This is a genomic window from Robiginitomaculum antarcticum DSM 21748 (assembly GCF_000365025.1).
In the GTDB taxonomy this organism is placed as follows: domain Bacteria; phylum Pseudomonadota; class Alphaproteobacteria; order Caulobacterales; family Maricaulaceae; genus Robiginitomaculum; species Robiginitomaculum antarcticum.
The window spans coordinates 303596-323624 of record NZ_KB823013.1 but is presented as its reverse complement, the minus strand read 5'-3'; the positions used below and the strand labels follow the sequence as shown (position 1 = coordinate 323624).

The 20029-nt window shown below is 53.1% G+C and carries 19 protein-coding genes and 1 tRNA gene; 13 read left to right on the top strand and 7 right to left on the bottom strand.

The window, feature by feature from the left end; genetic code table 11:
• Positions 1 to 63: 63 nt before the first annotated feature.
• A complete protein-coding gene (locus tag H142_RS0110985) occupies positions 64 to 411 on the bottom strand; it encodes a glycine zipper domain-containing protein (protein WP_017932185.1) in 348 nt (115 codons plus the stop codon).
• Between the two features lie 232 nt (positions 412 to 643).
• Between H142_RS0110985 and H142_RS0110980 the strand changes: the two genes are divergently transcribed.
• The 9 genes from H142_RS0110980 (at position 644) to ispG (ending at position 9186) form a co-directional block, all read left to right on the top strand.
• Positions 644 to 1735: a GumC domain-containing protein gene (locus H142_RS0110980; protein ID WP_017932184.1), complete on the top strand. Its 1092-nt coding sequence runs from the start codon at positions 644 to 646 to the stop codon at positions 1733 to 1735.
• A 9-nt stretch (positions 1736 to 1744) separates the two neighbouring features.
• Entirely contained in the window at positions 1745 to 2869 is a 1125-nt protein-coding gene (locus H142_RS0110975; protein WP_017932183.1) for a hypothetical protein, read from the top strand.
• A 21-nt stretch (positions 2870 to 2890) separates the two neighbouring features.
• Complete coding sequence (locus H142_RS0110970; RefSeq protein ID WP_026147990.1) at positions 2891 to 4837, top strand: ATP-binding protein; 1947 nt, start codon at positions 2891 to 2893, stop codon at positions 4835 to 4837.
• A 39-nt stretch (positions 4838 to 4876) separates the two neighbouring features.
• Positions 4877 to 5278, top strand: coding sequence for a hypothetical protein (locus tag H142_RS0110965; protein ID WP_017932181.1), 402 nt, complete (start codon positions 4877 to 4879; stop codon positions 5276 to 5278).
• Complete coding sequence (locus H142_RS0110960; RefSeq protein ID WP_017932180.1) at positions 5275 to 6768, top strand: DUF6638 family protein; 1494 nt, start codon at positions 5275 to 5277, stop codon at positions 6766 to 6768. Before H142_RS0110965 ends, H142_RS0110960 begins: the two co-directional genes overlap by 4 nt.
• Before the next feature lie 2 nt (positions 6769 to 6770).
• Positions 6771 to 7037: a hypothetical protein gene (locus tag H142_RS0110955; RefSeq protein ID WP_017932179.1), complete on the top strand. Its 267-nt coding sequence runs from the start codon at positions 6771 to 6773 to the stop codon at positions 7035 to 7037.
• Positions 7038 to 7046: 9 nt separating this feature from the next.
• Positions 7047 to 7718, top strand: coding sequence for a DUF1523 family protein (locus H142_RS0110950; protein WP_017932178.1), 672 nt, complete (start codon positions 7047 to 7049; stop codon positions 7716 to 7718).
• Between the two features lie 203 nt (positions 7719 to 7921).
• Positions 7922 to 8012, top strand: a tRNA-Ser gene (locus H142_RS0110945).
• 61 nt (positions 8013 to 8073) lie between these two features.
• Positions 8074 to 9186 (top strand): flavodoxin-dependent (E)-4-hydroxy-3-methylbut-2-enyl-diphosphate synthase, encoded by a 1113-nt coding sequence (ispG, locus tag H142_RS0110940; protein ID WP_017932177.1) that lies wholly within the window; start codon positions 8074 to 8076, stop codon positions 9184 to 9186.
• Positions 9187 to 9202: 16 nt separating this feature from the next.
• On the opposite strand, the gene H142_RS0110935 is transcribed toward ispG, so the two are convergent.
• On the bottom strand, positions 9203 to 10843 hold the full coding sequence (locus tag H142_RS0110935) for a DUF6119 family protein (RefSeq protein WP_033315207.1): 1641 nt from the start codon (positions 10841 to 10843) through the stop codon (positions 9203 to 9205).
• A 694-nt stretch (positions 10844 to 11537) separates the two neighbouring features.
• Positions 11538 to 11876: a hypothetical protein gene (locus H142_RS16875; protein WP_156812003.1), complete on the bottom strand. Its 339-nt coding sequence runs from the start codon at positions 11874 to 11876 to the stop codon at positions 11538 to 11540.
• Positions 11877 to 12201: 325 nt separating this feature from the next.
• On the opposite strand from H142_RS16875, the gene H142_RS0110930 reads away from it, so the two are divergent.
• Positions 12202 to 12507, top strand: a complete 306-nt coding sequence (locus tag H142_RS0110930; RefSeq protein ID WP_017932175.1) for a hypothetical protein — start codon at positions 12202 to 12204, stop codon at positions 12505 to 12507.
• The gene (locus H142_RS0110925; RefSeq protein ID WP_017932174.1) at positions 12494 to 12814 is read left to right on the top strand and encodes a hypothetical protein; all 321 of its coding nucleotides are present in this window, start codon (positions 12494 to 12496) and stop codon (positions 12812 to 12814) included. Before H142_RS0110930 ends, H142_RS0110925 begins: the two co-directional genes overlap by 14 nt.
• Positions 12815 to 12942: 128 nt before the next feature.
• On the opposite strand, the gene H142_RS0110920 is transcribed toward H142_RS0110925, so the two are convergent.
• The 3 genes from H142_RS0110920 to H142_RS0110910 are packed head-to-tail and all read right to left on the bottom strand — an operon-like array spanning position 12943 to position 16783.
• Positions 12943 to 13323, bottom strand: coding sequence for a YdbL family protein (locus H142_RS0110920; RefSeq protein ID WP_017932173.1), 381 nt, complete (start codon positions 13321 to 13323; stop codon positions 12943 to 12945).
• A 9-nt stretch (positions 13324 to 13332) separates the two neighbouring features.
• Positions 13333 to 13542, bottom strand: a complete 210-nt coding sequence (locus tag H142_RS16695; RefSeq protein WP_233341672.1) for a YnbE family lipoprotein — start codon at positions 13540 to 13542, stop codon at positions 13333 to 13335.
• Between the two features lie 34 nt (positions 13543 to 13576).
• Complete coding sequence (locus H142_RS0110910; RefSeq protein ID WP_017932171.1) at positions 13577 to 16783, bottom strand: intermembrane phospholipid transport protein YdbH family protein; 3207 nt, start codon at positions 16781 to 16783, stop codon at positions 13577 to 13579.
• Between the two features lie 185 nt (positions 16784 to 16968).
• Between H142_RS0110910 and H142_RS15495 the strand changes: the two genes are divergently transcribed.
• On the top strand, positions 16969 to 18354 hold the full coding sequence (locus tag H142_RS15495; RefSeq protein WP_156812002.1) for a M23 family metallopeptidase: 1386 nt from the start codon (positions 16969 to 16971) through the stop codon (positions 18352 to 18354).
• A gap of 79 nt (positions 18355 to 18433) precedes the next feature.
• Entirely contained in the window at positions 18434 to 19168 is a 735-nt protein-coding gene (locus tag H142_RS16395; protein ID WP_017932169.1) for a DUF4282 domain-containing protein, read from the top strand.
• A 68-nt stretch (positions 19169 to 19236) separates the two neighbouring features.
• On the opposite strand, the gene H142_RS15485 is transcribed toward H142_RS16395, so the two are convergent.
• The gene (locus H142_RS15485) at positions 19237 to 19905 is read right to left on the bottom strand and encodes a DUF4167 domain-containing protein (protein WP_017932168.1); all 669 of its coding nucleotides are present in this window, start codon (positions 19903 to 19905) and stop codon (positions 19237 to 19239) included.
• Positions 19906 to 20029 lie beyond the last annotated feature (124 nt).

Sequence of the window (20029 nt, the reverse complement as noted above, 5' to 3'; positions counted from 1 at the left end):
CCCATAAAAAAAGAGCCCCTGACGGTGGTCAGGGGCTCTTCTGTATTGAGGCGTTACGACAGACTAGCTGCGGAACTGGCCATTTTCCCAATATGTCTTGCCGGTGCGCTGATCTACGGTGAAGTAGCGGCCTGCGGCTTGATCATAATAAGTCGGTGTACCGTTAGTTTGTGTACGGGTTTGGTCTTGCTTGTAGCCGGCATATGCACCGCCTGCGCCGCCAACAACTGCGCCGATAGCTGCGCCTGTTTTGGCATCGCCGTCGCCGACATTATTGCCGATAACCGCGCCTGTGACAGCGCCTACGCCTGCGCCGATAGCGGCGTTGCGTTCCATATTACCTGTAGTACTACACGCTGTGCCGAGCAATGTTGCCGCAGCGACAGCCGAGATAAGAATTAATTTAGTCATAGTAATCTCCTTGTTACGCTCAATAAACGTTGCGCTGACGAAGCTGTTCCATAGATCCGGTCACAAATGTGTGAAATTTTGCTCATATAGCAGATGGCCCTTGGCCAAAATTCCTCCTCCACTATGAGGCTAAAAGCCCGTAATAGCGTGGTTTTCTTATTAAATCGACCAAATCTCGATTGAATATTGCCCAAAAATCCTTATGTGTAAAATAACACAAAAAGGGGAATATATGTCCAGTTTCGAGACCCAAATCGAAGAATCCAGAAAACAGGTTGCGCAGTCACAGTCCAAAGTCGCCGAGCTGTCGACGCGTATTAATACGGCGCGGGCCAAAATGGCGCAGGGCACGGATATTTCGGTCGATATAGAGAACGCCTCGCTGGACGATGTCCATAAACATGCGGAGGCCATGAATGCCAATATCGCAGAGCTGATTTTAGGCCTAGATGATGTCACGACGGGCTTTTCCAAAGATTTCGACGCCATGCGGTCCAAAACCGGATGGGAGTCCTTTGTCGGCGTGTTCTCGAAAAAACGCTCCGAGATGATGCGCCAGGAACGCATTCGCGTCGCCTCGATCGAAGACAAACTCCAAGATTTGATCGGCAAATCCAATATTATCAGCCAGATGCTGACTGATCAGCTAAACTCGCTGCAAGGCCATAAAGAGCAAGTGCAGGCCAATTTGGCGACGACGCTGACCGACCGTGAAGCGGCGGTGAATATGCTGGAAACCATCAAGGCTGACCTGCTCGCGCTCGACCCGCGTATTATTGAACTGGAAGGCAAGCTGGCCGCAGAGACCAATCCGAAACTGCGCGCGCAGCTTGAGTCAGAACTCGCTGCTGTGAACTCGCAGTATAATGAGCTGGCGCAAGCCGAGCAGGTTCAACTGGCGAAGAGTCAAACATTAGAGCGCTATATTGAAAAAGGCAAAACATGGCTGGACAGTCTGCAAAACCAGGCCGCCACGCAAATGGTGCTGATTAACAAGCTGCAGACTGACACCAAACAGCGCGTCGTGCTCTATGACGCTCTGTCAAAATCGCTGAAAACCGCGCAGCAACAGGAAGTCGCCCACCAGATTAACGAGATCGGCGTGGCCACAGATAAAGAAGCGCAGGTCGCTATGGCGGCGATTGGCGCGGCCACCAATACGCGTATGGCGGAAATGATGGAATCCCACGAAGATCACATCGTCTTTGCCCGCAAGGTGTTAGAGGAGAAGGTCAAAGCCGATGAGCGCTTTGCCCGCCGATTTGAGAAGATCGTCGAAATGCATGATAAAAATGCATATGGGCAGACGCCGGATCAAGGTTAGGCCGCATAGGTGGACCTGACATTTGATCACGAGGTTTTAAGCACCGCGGCAGCAACGCGGCGCTATTTCGCAAAATTTGAACGTATTATCGCCCATTTGGGCGAGGTTGCGGACTTGTCCCAGACCGAGCGCCAGATTACCTCGCCTGAAGTCAAAATGCTCAAAGGCTATCTGGGGCATTTGTCCAATACCTTTACCGCCCTGTCTTATAAATATCTAATGGCGGACCGCGCGGGCATAGCCTCGGCGGCGCAGTTTACAATCGATAAAACCGAAAGCGGATTTCCGGTTCACCGCGAGCTGATGCAAATGGCGGCGGACGCGACGCAGGCGAAAAAACACCTTAAATCCCTGCCGTCCCAAGAGCGTCTGAAAAAAGATATGGTGCAGCATATATTGTCTGACCGAAGCGCCCCGACGCAGCTGCAATATGCGCTCAGCCAGCGGATTTATTATGAATATCTCTCGCAAAAAGAGCTGTTCTTAACGCAGAACCATCCACAAATTATCTGGGTCGGAAAAGACCTCAAGGCCGGACGGCGCACCTACCTGATCCATTGGGCGGCCTATGACAGCCAGAGCAATCTGCCGGTGCTGTATTTGATGGAAGTGGACGACACATCATACCGTCCGCTCCCCCATGACGAGCGCCGCTGGCCGCGCGTACAAAGTCACCTTATGGCGCAGGCCGTATCAGGGCTAAAGCTGCTGACGATTGCGCGCGGCTTTGATCAGGATTTCGATACGCTGCATCCGAAAATGCTGCGCCGTTTTCACCTTGGCCCGATGTATAGCCATAATTTCACGCAGCAGCATGGCCCGCTGCGTGACGTGCTGGCCAATGCGCGCAGCGAACCGGGCAAAGACTGGGCGCTGGCCTGGACGGTGGAGAGCCTTGTGTCCAAATCCACAACTCAGGAAAAAGTCGGGCTGTTTAAACAGGCCGAGCGGCAGGTCTACGCGCTTGATAAAACGGATTTTGAAAGCACAGAGGCCGGCGTCACCGATATTCGCCGCGCGCTCATTTTGCCCCACGGCGCCTACCAAGTGCTGGAAGAACAGGCCAAAGCCGACTTTGCCGATGTGCGCAAATATGTGGTGGGCCAAAAGTCCAAGATTTTAAGTTATAATTAAGTCCAGATATTAGAGAGATTTATGTCCGCAACGTCCGACCTGATGCAAATAAAAGAAGAGCTGATCCGCGCCAAATACACCGCCGCGCAAAGCCTGCTGGACGGCTTTGACCATACGCCGCGTCTGGCCAAACAAAAAGAGGCCGCGCCGGCCAATGGACGCTCATCGGGTATAGCGGCGCGCCGCCGGTTTCGCTCCACTACGCCCGGCCTTGTCACCCAAAATACGGCCCGCCCCGAGGGCGTGCATCTGATCGACCGCATCGAGGGCGCAGATGATGGCGATACGCTAACCAGCCCGACTCAGGCCCACGTTTTGCGCAGCCTGCGCCGCGCGCTCGCTACATCCATGGTCGTGGCTGACCAATATGCCGAGCAGACGGGACTGGCCGGGCTACTCAAATCCAATCTTCAAGGCGCGCTCCCCGATAGCCGCAAAACAGAGTTCTCCGAGCTGCTCGCGGGCAGCGCGCTGATCTCTCTGCATGTTTTTGCCAATATGACGGCCTTCCTACTCTCAGCGCTGCAAAGCGACGGCGGGGAGATTAATGTCGAAATCGGACAGGTCCAGGAAGTGCTGACCGATAACGCTCATACAGCGCTGTCCGGCGCGTTGTGGGAACTGGATCAGGATCTGGCGGTCTTCGCTGATGATGAGTCCAAACTCGTCCCGACGGTCAAAGCCTTCCTTGAGCAATTAATGGACAAAGTTGCCCTACGCGCCAGCAATATGCCACGATTGGAGCCGTTTACCTCGGTCAATTACCGCGTCGAAGACGATGACTTCCAAATTAGCGGCTTTACGCCCTATGCGCGCTCGGTCGGCACAAAGCTGACCATGACATTTAAAAAGCCCAATGAGGTCGTCGGCAATCATATCGCAAAATACCAAGCCATGAAGCTGTCTAAAATGCTGATGGCCTATGATTTTGACCGCAAGCTCAATCCCTTTGCCGATTTAGGCGGATTTATTTTCACCTTTATGGGCGACGGCGCGCCGGGCACGGGCAAAACCACATTGATCCAAATGATGGCGGGGCTCATCTCCGGCTATTGCGAAAATGCCGGCTATCCGTTTCGCTATCAAAACCTGTCCACGGACAGCATTGACAGCTATCAAGGCAAATCAGCGCAAAACGCCAAGGCCTTTTTCAATACTATTATCGATCCGGCGGTCATCGGCTTTGGCACGATTGACGATATTGACCAACTCGCCGGCAAACGCGGCGACCGCCAATCAAGCGCCGGTCAATTAGAGATTACCGCCGTTTTAATGGAGAGCTTTGCAGGGGCGAATACCGTCGTGCGCGGCAATTGCACATTCGGTATGTTCTCCAACTATCCGGAAAATGTCGATGACGCCCTGCGCCAACGCGCGGGCGCGCGCTTCCTCGTCGACGGGCCGCAAAGCCGCGACGACTACATTGATATCCTGCATTTATTAATGGGAAAAAACCACAACATCCCGACTGGAAAGCATGATCTGTTCGCTGCGCAGCACATTAAAAAAGCCGTCGCCGAGAGCTATCAGAGCTATTCCCGGCCCAAAGAAGAGGGGCTGATCGAAGTCTTTGACGCTGTGTCCAAAAAGATCGGTAAACTCGACACCATCGCCAAACTCGGCACCTATCTCAAAGGCATTCAAGACGCCGACGAGCGCTTCACCGGACGGGCCATTAAAAACATCACCGACGCCGTCAAAGTCCGCGCGATGGATTTTGAACTCCCCGACGAATGGATGGAAAATCCCGAACTGTTCCTGTTCAAAGACTATGACACCAAACGCAAAATGATCGCCGATATGTCGCGGCCCATAACCGTCGACATGCTTATTCAGGAAATTAACCGCTACGCCGATAGCGAATTTCGCTACGCCGACAAAAGCGACGAAATCGCGATTGATAATATGGTGCGCGACTTCGGCCGCCAAGCCGAAGCGAAGTCGCGTTATTTGGGGGGTGAGGGGTGATCTTTATGTTTTTTACATTAACAGACTTGGGTTAGATTCGTGATCTCCAAAGCTATTAAGTATAATAAGGCTGTTGGGCCTTTAGCGCATGTCTATTTAGAAGATTCCTATGTGCTTGATATTATAACAACCTCTGCTGATGTCTCTTTTATAATGGAGTTTGTTCTGTGTGAGGGGCATGAATTTTATCAGTCACCTAAACGCGATGAACAACATTGTTACTTAAAAGGTGTATTGAAGTTTTCATCGTGCTCCTCAATTCAAGATGATCGCTCAAATTCGCATAGATCAATTGATGCAAATTACGAAGAAGATATGGGAAATATTGACTCTTTTATTGTATCCGAAGGCGCTTGCTATTTGGCAGGTGATTGGGGTCGAATTTCAGTAAAATGCGAAGACGTTTCAGTAAATTTTCATGATGTTGAGAGCGACCTATGATGCGTCTCGTCAAAAACGGCCTGATGTTCGGCAATCTTTATGAGGTCAATTCCGCTGCTCTCGTCGAGCGGTATAACCGCGCGCTGGAGCATTTGATTGGGCGCAGAATGGCGCTGACTGAATTTCATATTGATATTAGCGGATATTCGCCTGAGATCGGGCATGAATTTGGCGATGATCTCTATTTGAATCCGCAAGGGTGTAACCGCATGTTCATCCTGCTGTCGACGGACCAGAAAACCGCGCCGCTGCTGGGTTCGCAATTCTCTACCTCGCGCTCTATTTTGCGCCAGTATATTGATGAAAATGAAGATCAGCTATTCGCGTTGACCGCGCGCGAAGCGGTGGCGGGCGAGCTGCTCAACTCCGTGTTTTCGATTGAAAATCCGGCAGACCTTCTCAATATAAACCGCATCGATGTCGAGGCCGATACGGTGCAATCCCATCTCGCAGAGGCGGGCCAATTGCGCGGCCAGATCGAGACATTTTTGAATACCGGCGATGCGTGGTGGGATGATGTTTTAATCGCGAACATGATCGAGCTGGCCAAACGCACGGGCGATATACAGCGCAATCCTGTCGAGCTGAAAACCAAGAGCTTCACGCAGGGTAATTATTTCACCGGCCATTTTGGCGGCGTCTACGTCTTTCGCGATGCGGCCAAGCCGACAATCATTGCGCGCGATAATATTGACGGTCTGCATGATCTGCCGATTAAAAATATCCTGACCTTTGAAGACCGTGACGGCATTGCCAATTTCCTGCGTGATGAAGGGCTGTCCGAGCTTATCGTGCAGCGCAAAAATGACAAAAGCGCGGCGATCATAAAACAGAAGATTGATTTTATTGCCATTTCCCGCGCGGCGGAATTAGGCGATGATCTGTCGGGGATTACGCGGCGCAATATCCGCAGGCTGGAGCGTAAATACGGCCAAGACATGCCCAAGGAATTTTACGGCCTGATGGACTATTGGCGCTGGGCCAGCATGGGCGGGGCCGTGCCGAGAATGGGGCCGGATCATCCGGCGTTTTTCTACGCGCTTCGGGGCAGCGCGCATGCGGACCGCGATCTGGTCAATATGCTGCTCTCGGATCTGTCGCGTATGGATTTCCGGCAGCTGTTCATCTGTCACAAGCCGCTCTTTTATGAGGCCTATCGCGGCTGGCCGGACGCGAAAAAAGACTATGTCTCCAAATTCCTCGCCGCTGAATATGCCGTCGATAAAGCGGGCGCGCGCGAAGCTCTGTTCGGGCCGGAGCCGTCTATGGCTGAGCCTATGCCGGAGCCTATGGCGCCGGTCAAAAACCGCGCCAAGCTGGGCAAAGATGGCCTGCCGCGCATGAGTAATCCATGGGGCACGCCCACTGTTCAGGACGGCGTTGTCGTGGTTAAACCGTTTGGCAAAAAGCGGGGCGGCATGCGCGAAGAGCTGGGCTGGGACAAAGGGCATTATCGCGGCCCAAATAAGGGAAAAAATAGAGGGAAATAATTATGATCATCTGGGTGCGCAATATCGTTATTATTCTGCTGATCCTGACGGCGATCTATATCGCGTTGTCGACCCTGTCGCGCTATCGCAAGCGCCAGAAACTGCGAAATGATGTCAAAGCCGGACAGACCGATTTGCCCGAAGACGATTATATCGCCCGGGGCATGCGCGATTATGAGCGCGGATTAAAACCGAAACTGTTTATCTTTGTCTATCTGTTCCCGCTCGCCGTGATGGCGCTGCTCGGCTATCTGGCGCAGTATTCCTAGGGGTTTATTATGAAATTCATCAAACGATTTATCCTGTTTACCGTCCTGCTCATCACCGCCATCGGGCTGCATTATTACATGCCGCAGCGCGACATCGTCAAAATCGTTGATACTGATGTGAAGCGAATGGATATTCGCAAAGGCTCGCCGTTTTGGGACAGCCCGGATGTCGGCACAAATGCCGAAGCGACGCGCGATGTACGCTTTATATCGACCGTACGCGCCAATGGCAAATCGCGCGTATACCGTAATGAGGATACGGGCTGGGCCTTCCCGTTTTACTTGAAATTTGACAGTAGTGAATTATCCGCCAAAGCCGCCGATATGAGCGCGAAAGACGGGCAATGGGTGGCCGTGACCCATTATGGCTGGCGCATCCGGCTGTTCTCGATCTGGCCCAATGCGACCAAGATCAAGCCGGTGGACGGGCCCAATGTGTTTCTGATCCCGTGGTTTAATATCGCCTTTCTGACCATCCTCGCCGTGATTATCTTTATCATCTGGCGGGCCGTCCGCAAATGGACGAAGACCAATGTCGACCCGGTGACGGACCGCATTGACGCAGAAATCGACGACATGTCTGACACGGTCAGCCGCCATGCGGGCAAGGTTAAGCGCGAAGCACAAGAGCGCCACTCCGCCTATCGCCGCTTCATGCGCCGCTGGTTTGGATCGTCTTGATTTAGACGTATGCAAAACACACGGCGTAAGGCTTGACCTTGCGCGGCTTTGAAATATAAGCCGCGCTTGCTCTTGGATATCTGGTGAGGTGGCCGAGCGGTTTAAGGCGCACAGTTTCAATCGCTTGACGATTGAAACATTAAAAGATTAAGCGTGCGCTTATATAAAACCTCTCGGGTTAACCACCGAGATGGATCTGGTAGGGTGAGGTGGCCGAGCGGTTTAAGGCGCACGCTTGGAAAGCGTGTTTAGGTTTGTAGCCTAACGTGGGTTCGAATCCCATCCTCACCTCCAGAGCCTGTCCTTACAGCATAATCTCCTTCAATCCGCCGCAAATCCATGGCAGACAGCTCTTATGGGACAAGACATCAATTCAATCCGTCCGTGGCGCACTGTTGTTCGCCGCAAATGCCGCCAAATCCGCGTCGGCTCCGTGCGGGTCGGGGGCGACGCGCCGATAGCGGTGCAGTCCATGACCAATACGCTCACCCATGACGTCGATGCGACGGTGGCGCAGATCACCGCGCTGGAGCAGGCCGGGGCCGATATTGTTCGCGTCTCCTGCCCCGATCCCGAGAGCAGCCTCGCCCTGCGCGCGATTACCGACCGGGTCAATGTCCCGCTCGTGGCGGATATCCATTTTCATTATAAACGCGGGATTGAAGCCGCCGAAAACGGCGCGGCCTGCCTGCGCATTAATCCGGGCAATATTGGCGGCAAAGCGCGGGTCAAAGAAGTCGTCGCCGCCGCGCGCGCCAATGGCTGCTCCATCCGTATCGGGGTCAATGGCGGCTCTCTGGAACGCGAGCTACTCGAGAAATACGGAGAGCCCTGCCCCGACGCCATGGTCGAGAGCGCGCTCATGCATGCCCGCATGTTAGAAGATGAGGGCTTTGATGAGTATAAAATATCCGTCAAAGCGTCGGATATGTTCCTGACCGCCGCGGCCTATCAAATGCTCGCCGATCAAACCGACGCGCCCTTGCATTTGGGCGTGACAGAGGCAGGCGGCGCGCGCATCGGCACGGTTAAATCCTCTATCGGCATGGGCAATCTGCTCTGGGCCGGGATCGGCGACACCATCCGCGTGTCATTATCCGCTGACCCGGTCGAAGAAATCAAAGTCGGCTTTGATATGCTCAAATCTTTGGGGCTGCGCACGCGCGGCGTCAATATTATTTCCTGCCCGTCCTGCGCCCGCCAAGGCTTTGACGTGATTAAAACCGTGCAGACATTAGAAGAACGCCTCGCCCATATCTCAGAGCCGATCACGCTGTCCATTATCGGCTGCGTCGTCAACGGCCCCGGCGAGGCCATGTTCACCGATGTCGGCTTCACCGGCGGCAGCGCGGGTTATGGCATGATGTACCATGCGGGGAAGAAAACGGGGAAGACGGATAATGACGATATGGTGGACGATATTGTCGCGGCGGTTGAGGCGAAAGCGGAATTGGTTCGGGTGGGGTGAGAAGTGTTACGGCAAATTAATTCCCGGGATTCGACATTCGTATAAAGGATATTTTTACGTCCTTGAAACCTCTAGCAATTATTTCGCGCCTAACTTCTTCAAAAGTTACTCTTGAGAAAAAGGGTATTGTGTAATCCCCATTTTTTTTGGGCCTGTCACCAAACTTAAACTCTACAGTCCAACCATCAGGGAACTCATTTTCAATTGCCTTAAAAGTAGTTGGGTCAACTTTTTTTTCTAAATCTTCAAGAAAATCTTGCTTTATTTTAGGAAAAGATTTTAAAAGTTTAGCCGAGTTCAGGCCTTGGTTCAAAAAATGACTTATCACACTTGATTTCCGGCCACTTTTTTTAACGTGAATTAATGTCCTACTAGTTATATCAAAAAGGTCGCAAACCTCTATGCCCGGGCCTGGGTTGTTTGGTATACTAAAAAGGTTTCTATCATAAAATAGGTATTGTGCAGGGGCACTCGATGCAACTCTTTGATTATATTCTACTTCTGGCTCATAAATCATAACTTTCTGACCACCATTTTTGGTTTTCTCAACGAGTGGCCAAGGTGTAAAATTGATATCAAGTCCTGAAGATGAATTCTGAAAAGCATTGTCAGAAGCAGTCTTTAATGCATTTTCTATTGAATACCATTTCCCTTCATTCAAAGCCCAGCATCGACCATTATACATTAAGGATCCGACAAGCCCTTTATATATGCTCCAGCGACCGCGTTTTGCTACTTCATCTAAATCATGCGTTACTACCATGTGATTGTGTAGATCATCTATAGATGATGGTGCTCCTGAAACTTTTAAATAAGTTTCTAAAGAGATGTCAGCGAACTTCTTATTTGTTCTTAATCCCGAAATGGTTAAATAACTAAATGGTTCAGTGTCTATTTCGGGCATCCCCAATTCGAAATTTGGCGATAACGACTGCAGGTCTTTTAGGAGTTCATCGTTCAATTTCTTCTCTATATCGACATCAAGTACAGGTTTTATTTTTTCGATAATAGAAAAACTGGACTTTTGATAATCCTTTGAATTATATAGTTGCAACAGGCTGTCGGCAACTTCATCTATTCTCGCAAGGTCTTTTTCTGAAGTGAGACTAATTGATGTTCCCCCTTGGAGTGTTCCATTTCCATTTTTATGTGAACCGCTTAGTTTCTTTATTAGACTTAATGCACCGTCCACATCAAAATCTCGTAGATTTGTTATTCCTGCGGCTTGAGTGTAATCCCTCAAAACTGTGCCGAGATTTGCTTTTTCTACGACTCTGATGCCTTTGTCAGATAGTGAGTTAGCTGCAACAATTAGCCCAAAGTCATTTTCTCTAAGGTCATTATTTAGAAAAGTGTGACCAAATCCAAATGTACAGGCAAATATTCGTCCGCTAGCTTCGAAAAGCATCGCTGCAGCCGCTGAGCGTGAACTAATTTTTTTATCTACTTCAAATATCAAATCTAAATTTTTTGCCCAACCGGGCACATTTGTGTGGGTTTGTTTATAATACAGAGTGCACTTAAATTTCAGAGGCCCTCTAAGCTTTATTTTTGTACATTGCGTTTTTGCTTTCGCTGTCAAAAATTCTTCAAAATTCTTTAAATTTGAAGATCCTAAATGGAGAGAGTATTTAAATTTTGTAAGCGTGCTTGCCATACCTCACATTTTATTCGTTAGTTATAGGTGTCAAGTACTATATTATATTATAAGTTGTTATTCTTTGCGCGCGGCCATCCATTATTTCCTTATTTGCGTCATCCTCGGGCTTGACCCGAGGATCCATCGCGCAATAATGAGCCATGCAGCCCTGTGTTTACATGATGGCCTCCAAGCGCCGCGGCACAATTTAAAACCACTTTCACGATTATCGGCCTTCTCACGCGGGGAGAACCGGGCCGCCGGAGCGGGTGGCCGACAGGCCGGATGAGGGGAGATAATGCGCCTAAGCAATCGGTGTCGGGTGACCTTAATGGGGTGAAGAACGGCTCTTCTATTTTTATAAATTTCGTAACGCACGATTTGGGTTATCTTCCCCTCACCCGCCCTCCGGGCACCCTCTCCCGGTGGGGAGAGGGCAGATGGTCGCGAGGTTGTGAATTGTACGTACCATTGAGATAACCACCGCCTCGTCCTTCGACCGGGCCGCCGGAGCGGTCCCGCCTTCGCTACCGCGAAGCCGCCTCAGGATGAGGCTTCCTTTTGGATTTTACCACTAAAATGCCCAAACTCACAGAACACCTCATCCTGAGGACGCGCCGTAGGCGCGTGGACTCGAAGGGCGAGGTGTAGGAGTGCGAACCTGCCGCTATCCCTACCTCCCCTCCCCCGAAACCTCCATAAAACCGCACTTTCAGATAAATCCATCCCCGCCTCCCAAATCTGCCCTATCTTTAAACTGTCTCTTGTGGCGGGCCGGGTGTCGACGTTCGGTAACTTTCAGGAGATCGGTATTGGATCCGGGCGATGTGGGGTTACGGCCTACATCAAACGGGTTTGGGTCTGTGACCTCGCGTGGGACGCAGCTCTTAGTGTGATGCTCATGCCCCGACAGGGGAGGGCCGCGAGATATCGCCGCGAAGCTAACTCTTTGCGAAACACTTACCCTTACGGTCTCCGGCAAGGAGACGGCTTCGCGGATGCGTCCGCACATTTTTAGCGGCGCGCCGCCGCCGACCAACCCGGCGCGCATGTGGTCACCCGATGGGCCATCGCAGGATGGCGCGTGTAGGCTTGGGCACACACTATTATTTCCCGGCTCGCCCTACGGGCGAGACTCGCCTCTTGTTTTCGTGACGACCCGATGCGTCATCGCACGGTGGCGCTTGAGTAACACCCCCTCCGCCTCACTGCGTTCGGCACCTCCCCCGCAAGCAGGGGAGGAAAGCTAAGCGGCTCTCAATCTTTTGCTCCCCTGCTGTGCGGGGGACGGGGCCGCCCGGCGGCTGTCCGGCGACCAACGGTCGATGGGCTGAGGGGGTGACCCAAACATAAAGCAAAATCCATAAAGGAAAAATATGAGCCGAGGACAGTATAAAAACCCGCCGACAGAGCCGCCCGTACATTGCCCTGATTGCGGGCGGGCTTCCCTATCTCCGTCCGATGAGCTGGCGCAGGTTAAAGCTTTGGTGGAAGAGGCGCGCGCCGCGAAACTGGCGGCGGACGGACAGGATTGGCCGCCAAAGGGAATCGCCTATGAAGACCTGCCGCCGCTCCATCCCGACGACGCGGACATGCTGCGTGAAAAATTGCTGGCAATATTGGATAGAGCCGCGGGGCATCATGCGGGCGAGATATCCGGGGGTGATGATGAGCCGGCGTAAAATGTCCGCTCCGAGCGCGCTATGCCCGACATGCAGGCGCGGGGCGCTGTCGCCGGCGCAGAAATTAATACGGGTCAAAGTGGCCGCACAGCGGGCGCTGCTGGCCAAAATTATATCCGAGACGCGGGTCTGGCCGCCCCGATATATGCGCTATGAAGAGGTTCCGCCGCCAACGGCCCAGGAACGCGAGCGGTTCAGACTGCGTCTATTAGATTTGGTGGACAGGATTGAGGCGGGGGAGGACGTGCCTGATCATTGTGACGTGGCGGCTGCGCGCGAGCGGATGCGCGGGGAGGGGACAGCGTAAAACCCGCCGCGTTAGCGACGGGCTTAAAAATCGTAGTCGTTACGGTGAGCGACTAACCGAGAGAGCGCTGAAATCCCCGATTGATCGCCTGCGCGATCAACGGGCCCACTATCGCGGAATTTCAGCGGTTAAGGCTTAGGCACCCAAGCGCCGAATCCGTCGCGGATCATATGACCGGACGGGGCTTTGGCGACGAGCTTTTCCGCCGTCAATTTGGCGACATCGCTAACCGAGACGCCCTGTTCGCGCGCCAGACGGGTATAGACCGTTTTGCGCTTGGCGTTGATCTCGTCCATAGCGGCCTGCTCGCTCGAGGTGAGCGTAGTAACCGCGGCCAGATAGCCTTCGGCGGTTTCGCCGATTTTGCCTTGGTCTTTCAAATCGTCAGCGGTTTGCGCTTGGGCGCTCGCCACCAACATATCCGGCAGCAGTGTCGTGCCGGCCACAACGCCGCCGATCAGGGCTGCGCCGCCCAGAACGGACATAATAAGTGTTTTCATCTGTGCCATATCGGCCTCCTAGAAAATATCAGGGTTGTCTGAAATCAGGTCTTCGACATCTTTGTCGAGGCGAACCCGAATCTCCTGATCAATTTTGATGTTTAAGTTAATCTCGATCGGTTTGTCAGGGGCCTGTATGCGGATGGGCAATTCGCACGCGCTTGCGCCCATAAGTACAGTTAAACCCGCCAGACCTGTCAAAGCAGACCTCATTGAGCACGTAAACATAGTCTCTCCTAACTGATCGTAGCTGAACTTGGCATTAACGGTCTCCGGTGACAATAAGATCGATAACATTGTTGGAATTGAAATATTTTATAAGGTTGCGGGTGATGTTGACCAGTTCGCCTTCAATGCGGGTGCGTATCTTAAACTGCGTCCCGCCAAGAACCTCGGGATTGCCCCCGGTAAAGTCGATGCCGAATTTCATATCTCCGTCCAGCGGCCCGTTGACCTCGATAAACATGCGCTCATATTCAAAGCGGCGGATAATGTCCTGGACAATTTTTTTGCTGCCTTCGGCGTCTTTAAATGCGTCCAAATCCTCGGTTATGATCTCAATCACGCCGCCATCAGCGATTTCGAGGCGGCCATTTTCGACCCGCACATCGACGCCGTCTACAGCGATAGGAAGCGTGCCCGTGACAATGCCCGTGGCCTTGATACGGCCGTCACTGGCCTGTCCCAATATGGTGCCCAGCGAGACGTCCTGCACGCGCACGGTGACATTGTTCTTGCGCTCATCCGTGCGCCACAAAGTCGGATCAAGGCTGATAAAGCCGTCCTGCAGCGGGAAGCGCCCGTCGCGCAAATCAAAGCCGTTCTCGACCACGGCAAAGCGCACCACGCCTTCGCCCAGCGGGATGCCCGGGTCAAATGAGCCGATATACAGGGTCTGCTCGCCATCCGTGCGTAGCGGCATAAGTGAGGAGAACGTCAGCTCGGATTTCACGCCTGTAAACGGGCCGACCAATGTGCCGAAATCCAGCCCTTGCAGATTGGCGGTGGCAGAGGATTTGAGCGGCTCGCCCGCGATATATTCGATACGCGCTTTGGCGCTCGCCAAACCCTGCACGCCGGTGATTTTACCCTTCAAAGCCGGGACCAGATCGGCGGGCTGCAAACCGCGCTCGGTAAAGACGAAACGCGGCACGTCAATATTCACTTCACCGCGGCCGTCATGATAGCGGTAGGCGGCATTGATCGGATAGGCTGTGGCGCGCGGCAGAACGGTGCTCGCCTCGCCCGTAATGACGCCGTCTTTAATGCGGGCCTGACCCGTCAGCGGGACGGCGGGCAGGTTTGAGTCGTCCAGCGCGACTTTGCCACCGTCATAATCGAGGGTCATATCGCCGCCGGTGCCCTTTATGGAGAGCGGCAATTGCGTGACGGTGACGGGTTTAAGCCGAACCGACAGGGCGGGGCTATCGACAGCGTATTGCCATGGCGCGGCTGCGGATTTCGACAGTGTTGCCGTCAATGTGGCGGCTTTGGCGCGGGTGTCCGCAGCGGGAAGAGTGTCAGAGCTGACCGCCAATTGCTCCAGCGCGGCGCTCCAGTTTTGGTTTGCGCCCGCCATTTTGCCGTCCAGTTGCAAAGCGGCGGCTGTGACCTCGGCTTGCTGATCGGTCTTGGTATTAACGACCTGCGCAGAGAGATCGGTAGCCGCAATCGAAACCGTCCTCACGTTGCCCCGCTGTGATGTGATGCGCTGCGCTCCGGGCAGGGTCAGACGGATATCGCGCAGCTGCCAATCCAGCGATGTGGTCAGGCGCTCCGCCGTAACCGGCGTGCTGGGCGACAAGATAATGGCGCCGTCATTTATCGACAGCCCGCCCTTATAGTGCAGGCCGCGCACGTCGACGCCGTCCACAAGCGGGCCGTCATATTCGAGCTGACCGCCAACGCGCAATTGCCCGCCATTTTCGGCGCTGTATTCAATTGTTGTGCTCAGCGGCGACAGCCGTCCAAGCGCGCCCTGCCATTCACTGCCCGTCCGCAAAGCCGCGCTGACGCTGCGCACATTATCCCACAGCCAGCCGTCCGTTGCAGGGCCTTTAATGATAAGCTTGTCCAAGTTAAGCGGCCGCGCTCCGCGCAGGGTCAGAGCAACCGCCAGAGTCAATTCACTGTCTTGGCGCAAATAGGCCGGATGATCGTTAAGCGCGCTAACCGTGAGCGATTTAGCGCCGCGTTTCAGGGTCAGCGGCTGCACAATGTCCAAGCGCCGCATCTCTCCGGTCAGGGCGATGTCGACGCGCATTTTTGCCGCGCTGCCTTGCAACAGCGTGGCCACATCGTCGGTCAAAGCACCGCTGAACTGCTGCGTCACAGGGACGGCGGACAAAGTCGCGGAGAGCGTCATAGTTTCGGCCAGAGCGCGGGCTCGCGCCGGATCGGTGAGGCCGCTCTCTACGCTGTCAAAATCAAGCTGTCCGTGCAGGATCAGGCCGGCGACCTCGTCAAATTGCGCGATGCCGTCATAACTCAATGCCCCCCCTTTTACGGTGAATTCCGGATGGGTCAGGCTGGCCAGCGCGGCACTGCCGCGGCCCTCGAAATCAAGGCCGCCGCTTTCGTCCATATCTATCCGCCCGTTAACTGTGGCGCTGACATTTTCGATATCCGCTCCGCCCAATTGCAAGCGGGCTGCATCAAATCCCGCTTCTCCTGTAAATTGCGGCGTCGCGGCACCGGTTTCATTGGGCAGCCGCAGCGCGCCTGTGGCTGTGACATTGACGTCGCGGCCTTCGCTCTCGTGATACTTTATCGTGTCAAAACGCAGGCGGGCAGCGTTGATCTTAACATTACCCTTATCGATGACGAGATCTACGCCGCCTGCGACCGTGGCCTGAAAACCCGGCAAAAGCTGCGCGCCTGTAATATCGGTTTTGGCCAAGTCAAGATCGGCTGCGATTGTGCCGTTTTTGAGCAGCTCTGCGTTACCGGACAGGGGCAGACGGCCATAAGGCGAGGCGATGTTGATTTTAGATTTTGTGAGGACGGCGCTTCCAACAGGAAGGCCGGTCGAATTTGGATTAGGCGGGGGCAGCCAGCGACTGATAATTTTGCCGGCTTCGTCAATTTCAAGTTCTATTACGGCTCCTTTCAGCTCTATACGCTCGACGCGCCCGGCCTGAAGCTCTGTGAAATCAAATTCGGCGCGCAGATGATCTGCCGTAAAAAAGACTTCGCCGTCTTGTGACAACCGGATATTTTTAATCACCGCATGCTTGCCGGAATAGGATTCCAATTGCAGCGAACTGTCATAACCCCGCCCCGACAATGTTCGGGTAATCAAGCTTTCGACCACGGCCCTGCGGTTCAGGATCAGCACAACAATACCGATAAACAGGATGACAATCAGGATGAGCAGCGCCGCGCCAATACGACGCGCCCATCGGCGCCGGGTCTGTTTCCGCCGCAAATCGCGTTGTGTCTGGGACAAATCGGCAGATGCGGCTGTCATAAAAATTGCTTAACACGGCGCGCTAAGGTAAGTCAGCTATTAGGTGACGCCCAATACTAAATAATAATACACTATGGGGCGGCGTTAACCATTGGTAAGCTATATTTTTGTCATGTTGCGCGAAATGATATGGCCTAATATATGCATTGCGTAGACAAGGCGTGACTATAATCCGGGGAGACACAGTGAATTCCACACCTGATATGAATATTGAGACGCAGCCTTTATCAGAAAAACTGAAAAACAAACGTCCTGTTATCATCGGTGCAATCTGCGCCGCGGCCCTATTCGCAGGCCTGCTGATCTTTAAGCCTGACGCGGTGACGTCCCTGGCGGAGATTGTGCCGCTTGAACTGCCCGCGCTGAGCGAAGACGTGGTCTTCGCCTCTCTCAGTGATAATGAGTCCCTAGCCGGAGATATTAAATCCATAAAATTAAAGCCCGGCGACAGTTTGGGTCCGGTTCTCATGCGTAATGGTGTGGCGCCAAATGAAGCCTATAATGCGATGGAGGCTTTTGCGACGGCTTATAATCCGCGCGATCTTCGCGCCGGACAATTGGTTACGCTGTATTTTGATAAAAGCGCAGAGCCGCAACTGACAGAGGTGACGTTAAAACCCAGTTTTGACCGCACCGTATTTGTCAGCCGTGATAATCAAGGCGAGTACCGCACACGCGATTTGACTGTGAATTTCCCCAAAGAGATTGTTCAGGTTTCGGGGACGGTTGAAAACTCACTTTACCTAGATGCAGGACGTATGGGCGTTCCTGACAAAGTCACCGGCCAATTTTCTCATATTTATGAGCACAGCGTTGATTTCCAGCGTGACATTCGCAAAGGCGACGCCTTTATTATGGCGTTTGAACTATACCGCGACGCACAGGGCAACCCGCTTAAAGCCGGTGATCTGCTCTATGCCAGCTTTAGCCCGCGCGGTAAAACCAGCAGTTATTACCTTTATACCACCCAAGACGGCTCCGAGAACTTCTTCGATGCGGACGGCAAAAGCGCGAAACGCAAACTCATGCGTACCCCCGTTAATGGCGCGCGCCTCTCATCGGGTTATGGCCGCCGGAAACATCCTGTTCTGGGCTATGTTAAAACCCATAAAGGTGTTGACTTTGCCGCGCCGCGCGGCACGCCTATCATGGCGGCGGGTATCGGAACCGTCGAGCGCGCCAACCGCTATGGCAGCTTTGGAAATTATGTCCGCATTCGTCATTCTGACGGCTATAAAACGGCCTATGCCCATATGAAAAGCTTTGCCCGTGGCATCCGATCCGGCTCGCGCGTGCGTCAGGGACAGACCATTGGCTATGTTGGAACAACAGGCCGATCAACGGGCCCTCATTTGCATTATGAAGTCCATAAAGGCGGCAAAGCGATTAATCCGCGCAGCCTGTCAACATTGTCCGGCAAACCTCTACCTTCTGCTGAAAAAGCCGCATTTGACGCCCGCCGCAAAGAGATTGACGATATTCGTTTGAAGGCCGGCCCGGTTTTTGCGGGTCAGGAGCCCGCCTTGCGCGGACGGGTCGCCAGCATTACGCCTGCGGATTCACTCCCTTAAGTCAAGGCTCCGGGCTTAGCGCTTGCGCCGCGTCAGACGCGCGCCTATCATCACGTAAGTGTAAGATCTGGAGGCGCATATGAAATCGATTATTGATAACGTTTTAACGTTTAAAGAGATGATATCCGAACGGATTATCAAGCTCTTATATTATATCGGCCTAGCCGCGATCATCGTCTCATTTGTGATAAATTTTCTACGCGATATTGCGCGCTTTCATATTGGCGATATTCTGATTGCGATCGTCGCATTCCTCGTTTCCCTATTGCTGTGGCGCGTCTTCTGCGAATTGATTATTATTATTTTCCGCATTTACGGGCGGCTTGGTGATATCAATACAGCGCTGGGCGGACTTAACAGCGAAGCGCCTATTCCGGGAGATGAGGCAATCAAAGAAATGCGCGAAGCGGCGCTGCGGGCGCGCCAAAGCATGGCGGAACGTACAAGTTCGAGCTTCTCCTCAGCGAAATCAGCGGCCAATAAAGCCAAAGACAGTGTGTCTGAAAAAGCGACAGATATTCGCGAGGATATGAACGATTTTGGCGACCGGGCATCCAACCAGCTGGCCGAAGCGCGTGCCAAAATGAAAAAAAATCCTGCGCCTCAGCCTGAAGTTAATGTTGCGGATATTGAGGTAAAGCCGGTGCCAGTGCCCAGAGCGGCCGCGCCGAAAAAAGCCCCGGCGCGGAAGAGCGCTCCCAAAAAAGCGTCAACCACAGCGGCGAAAAAGCCTGCCGCCAAGACTACGGCAGCTAAAAAGAAACCGGCGGCGAAAAAGAAACCTGCCACAAAGAAAAACCCCCCTACGGCTTAACGGTTAAACACAATAAGAAAAAAGGCGCCGTTTTCACGGCGCCTTTTTATATGCATATTTTTAGTGATTTAAGAGGCTGATTCAGTCTCGCCGTCGGCAGTGGTTTTGCGACGCGGCGCGCGGCGGCGGCGCGGATTAGGGGTCTCTTCACCCGGGGTGACAATTTCCAGACCGTCAGCAACAGGCTCATCTTTGGATTTTTTAGCTTTGGGCTTTACGGCCTTCTTCTTTTTAGGGCTTTCTTCAGACGGGTCAGAGGAGGTGTCCTTAGACTTTTTCATATCCTCTTGATCATTATTGCGGGTGTTATCATTTCGATTATCGTCGCGGGCGCTTTGGCGGCGGGACGTATTTCTGCGGCGAGACGTATTATCGTCGTCGTCACTGTCATTATCATCATTGGAAGTGTCCCCGCCATTGCGGGATTCGCGCTCTGCACGCTGCGCCTCTTTGGCGGCTTCACGCTCAAGACGCTGCGTTTCAAGCTTGGCATTCATCTCGTTCATGGTGCGCAGATAATGCTCAGCATGTTGCAGATAGTTTTCTGCTTTGAGGCGGTTTCCGCTGGTTTTGGCATCGCGGGCCATCGTCGTATATTTCTCAAAGATCGTACTGGCCGAGCCGCGGACTTTAACATCCGGTCCGTTACTATCCATTGAGCGGTTCGGATTGACGTTACCACTATTATTATGTCTACGATTATTATTGTTATTATTGCGTCCGCGTTGGCGTTTCATGCCTGATCCTTTTGGCGAATATCTTTAAAAACGGCGCTGTGCGCCCAAATCGGAACCTTGTCCGATTATCCTTATTCTTTTCCGAATAGTGCTCAGGCTCTTCGCGCCTGTTAAGCAATACAAA

Coding starts and splice junctions, on each gene's coding strand:
- H142_RS0110985 (WP_017932185.1), bottom strand. CDS start 411: ATGACTAAATTAATTCTTATCTCGGCTGTCGCTGCGGCAACATTGCTC.
- H142_RS0110980 (WP_017932184.1), top strand. CDS start 644: ATGTCCAGTTTCGAGACCCAAATCGAAGAATCCAGAAAACAGGTTGCG.
- H142_RS0110970 (WP_026147990.1), top strand. CDS start 2,891: ATGTCCGCAACGTCCGACCTGATGCAAATAAAAGAAGAGCTGATCCGC.
- H142_RS0110960 (WP_017932180.1), top strand. CDS start 5,275: ATGATGCGTCTCGTCAAAAACGGCCTGATGTTCGGCAATCTTTATGAG.
- H142_RS0110955 (WP_017932179.1), top strand. CDS start 6,771: ATGATCATCTGGGTGCGCAATATCGTTATTATTCTGCTGATCCTGACG.
- H142_RS0110950 (WP_017932178.1), top strand. CDS start 7,047: ATGAAATTCATCAAACGATTTATCCTGTTTACCGTCCTGCTCATCACC.
- ispG (WP_017932177.1), top strand. CDS start 8,074: ATGGGACAAGACATCAATTCAATCCGTCCGTGGCGCACTGTTGTTCGC.
- H142_RS0110935 (WP_033315207.1), bottom strand. CDS start 10,843: ATGGCAAGCACGCTTACAAAATTTAAATACTCTCTCCATTTAGGATCT.
- H142_RS16875 (WP_156812003.1), bottom strand. CDS start 11,876: ATGCGCGCCGGGTTGGTCGGCGGCGGCGCGCCGCTAAAAATGTGCGGA.
- H142_RS0110930 (WP_017932175.1), top strand. CDS start 12,202: ATGAGCCGAGGACAGTATAAAAACCCGCCGACAGAGCCGCCCGTACAT.
- H142_RS0110925 (WP_017932174.1), top strand. CDS start 12,494: ATGAGCCGGCGTAAAATGTCCGCTCCGAGCGCGCTATGCCCGACATGC.
- H142_RS0110920 (WP_017932173.1), bottom strand. CDS start 13,323: ATGGCACAGATGAAAACACTTATTATGTCCGTTCTGGGCGGCGCAGCC.
- H142_RS16695 (WP_233341672.1), bottom strand. CDS start 13,542: ATGTTTACGTGCTCAATGAGGTCTGCTTTGACAGGTCTGGCGGGTTTA.
- H142_RS0110910 (WP_017932171.1), bottom strand. CDS start 16,783: ATGACAGCCGCATCTGCCGATTTGTCCCAGACACAACGCGATTTGCGG.
- H142_RS16395 (WP_017932169.1), top strand. CDS start 18,434: ATGAAATCGATTATTGATAACGTTTTAACGTTTAAAGAGATGATATCC.
- H142_RS15485 (WP_017932168.1), bottom strand. CDS start 19,905: ATGAAACGCCAACGCGGACGCAATAATAACAATAATAATCGTAGACAT.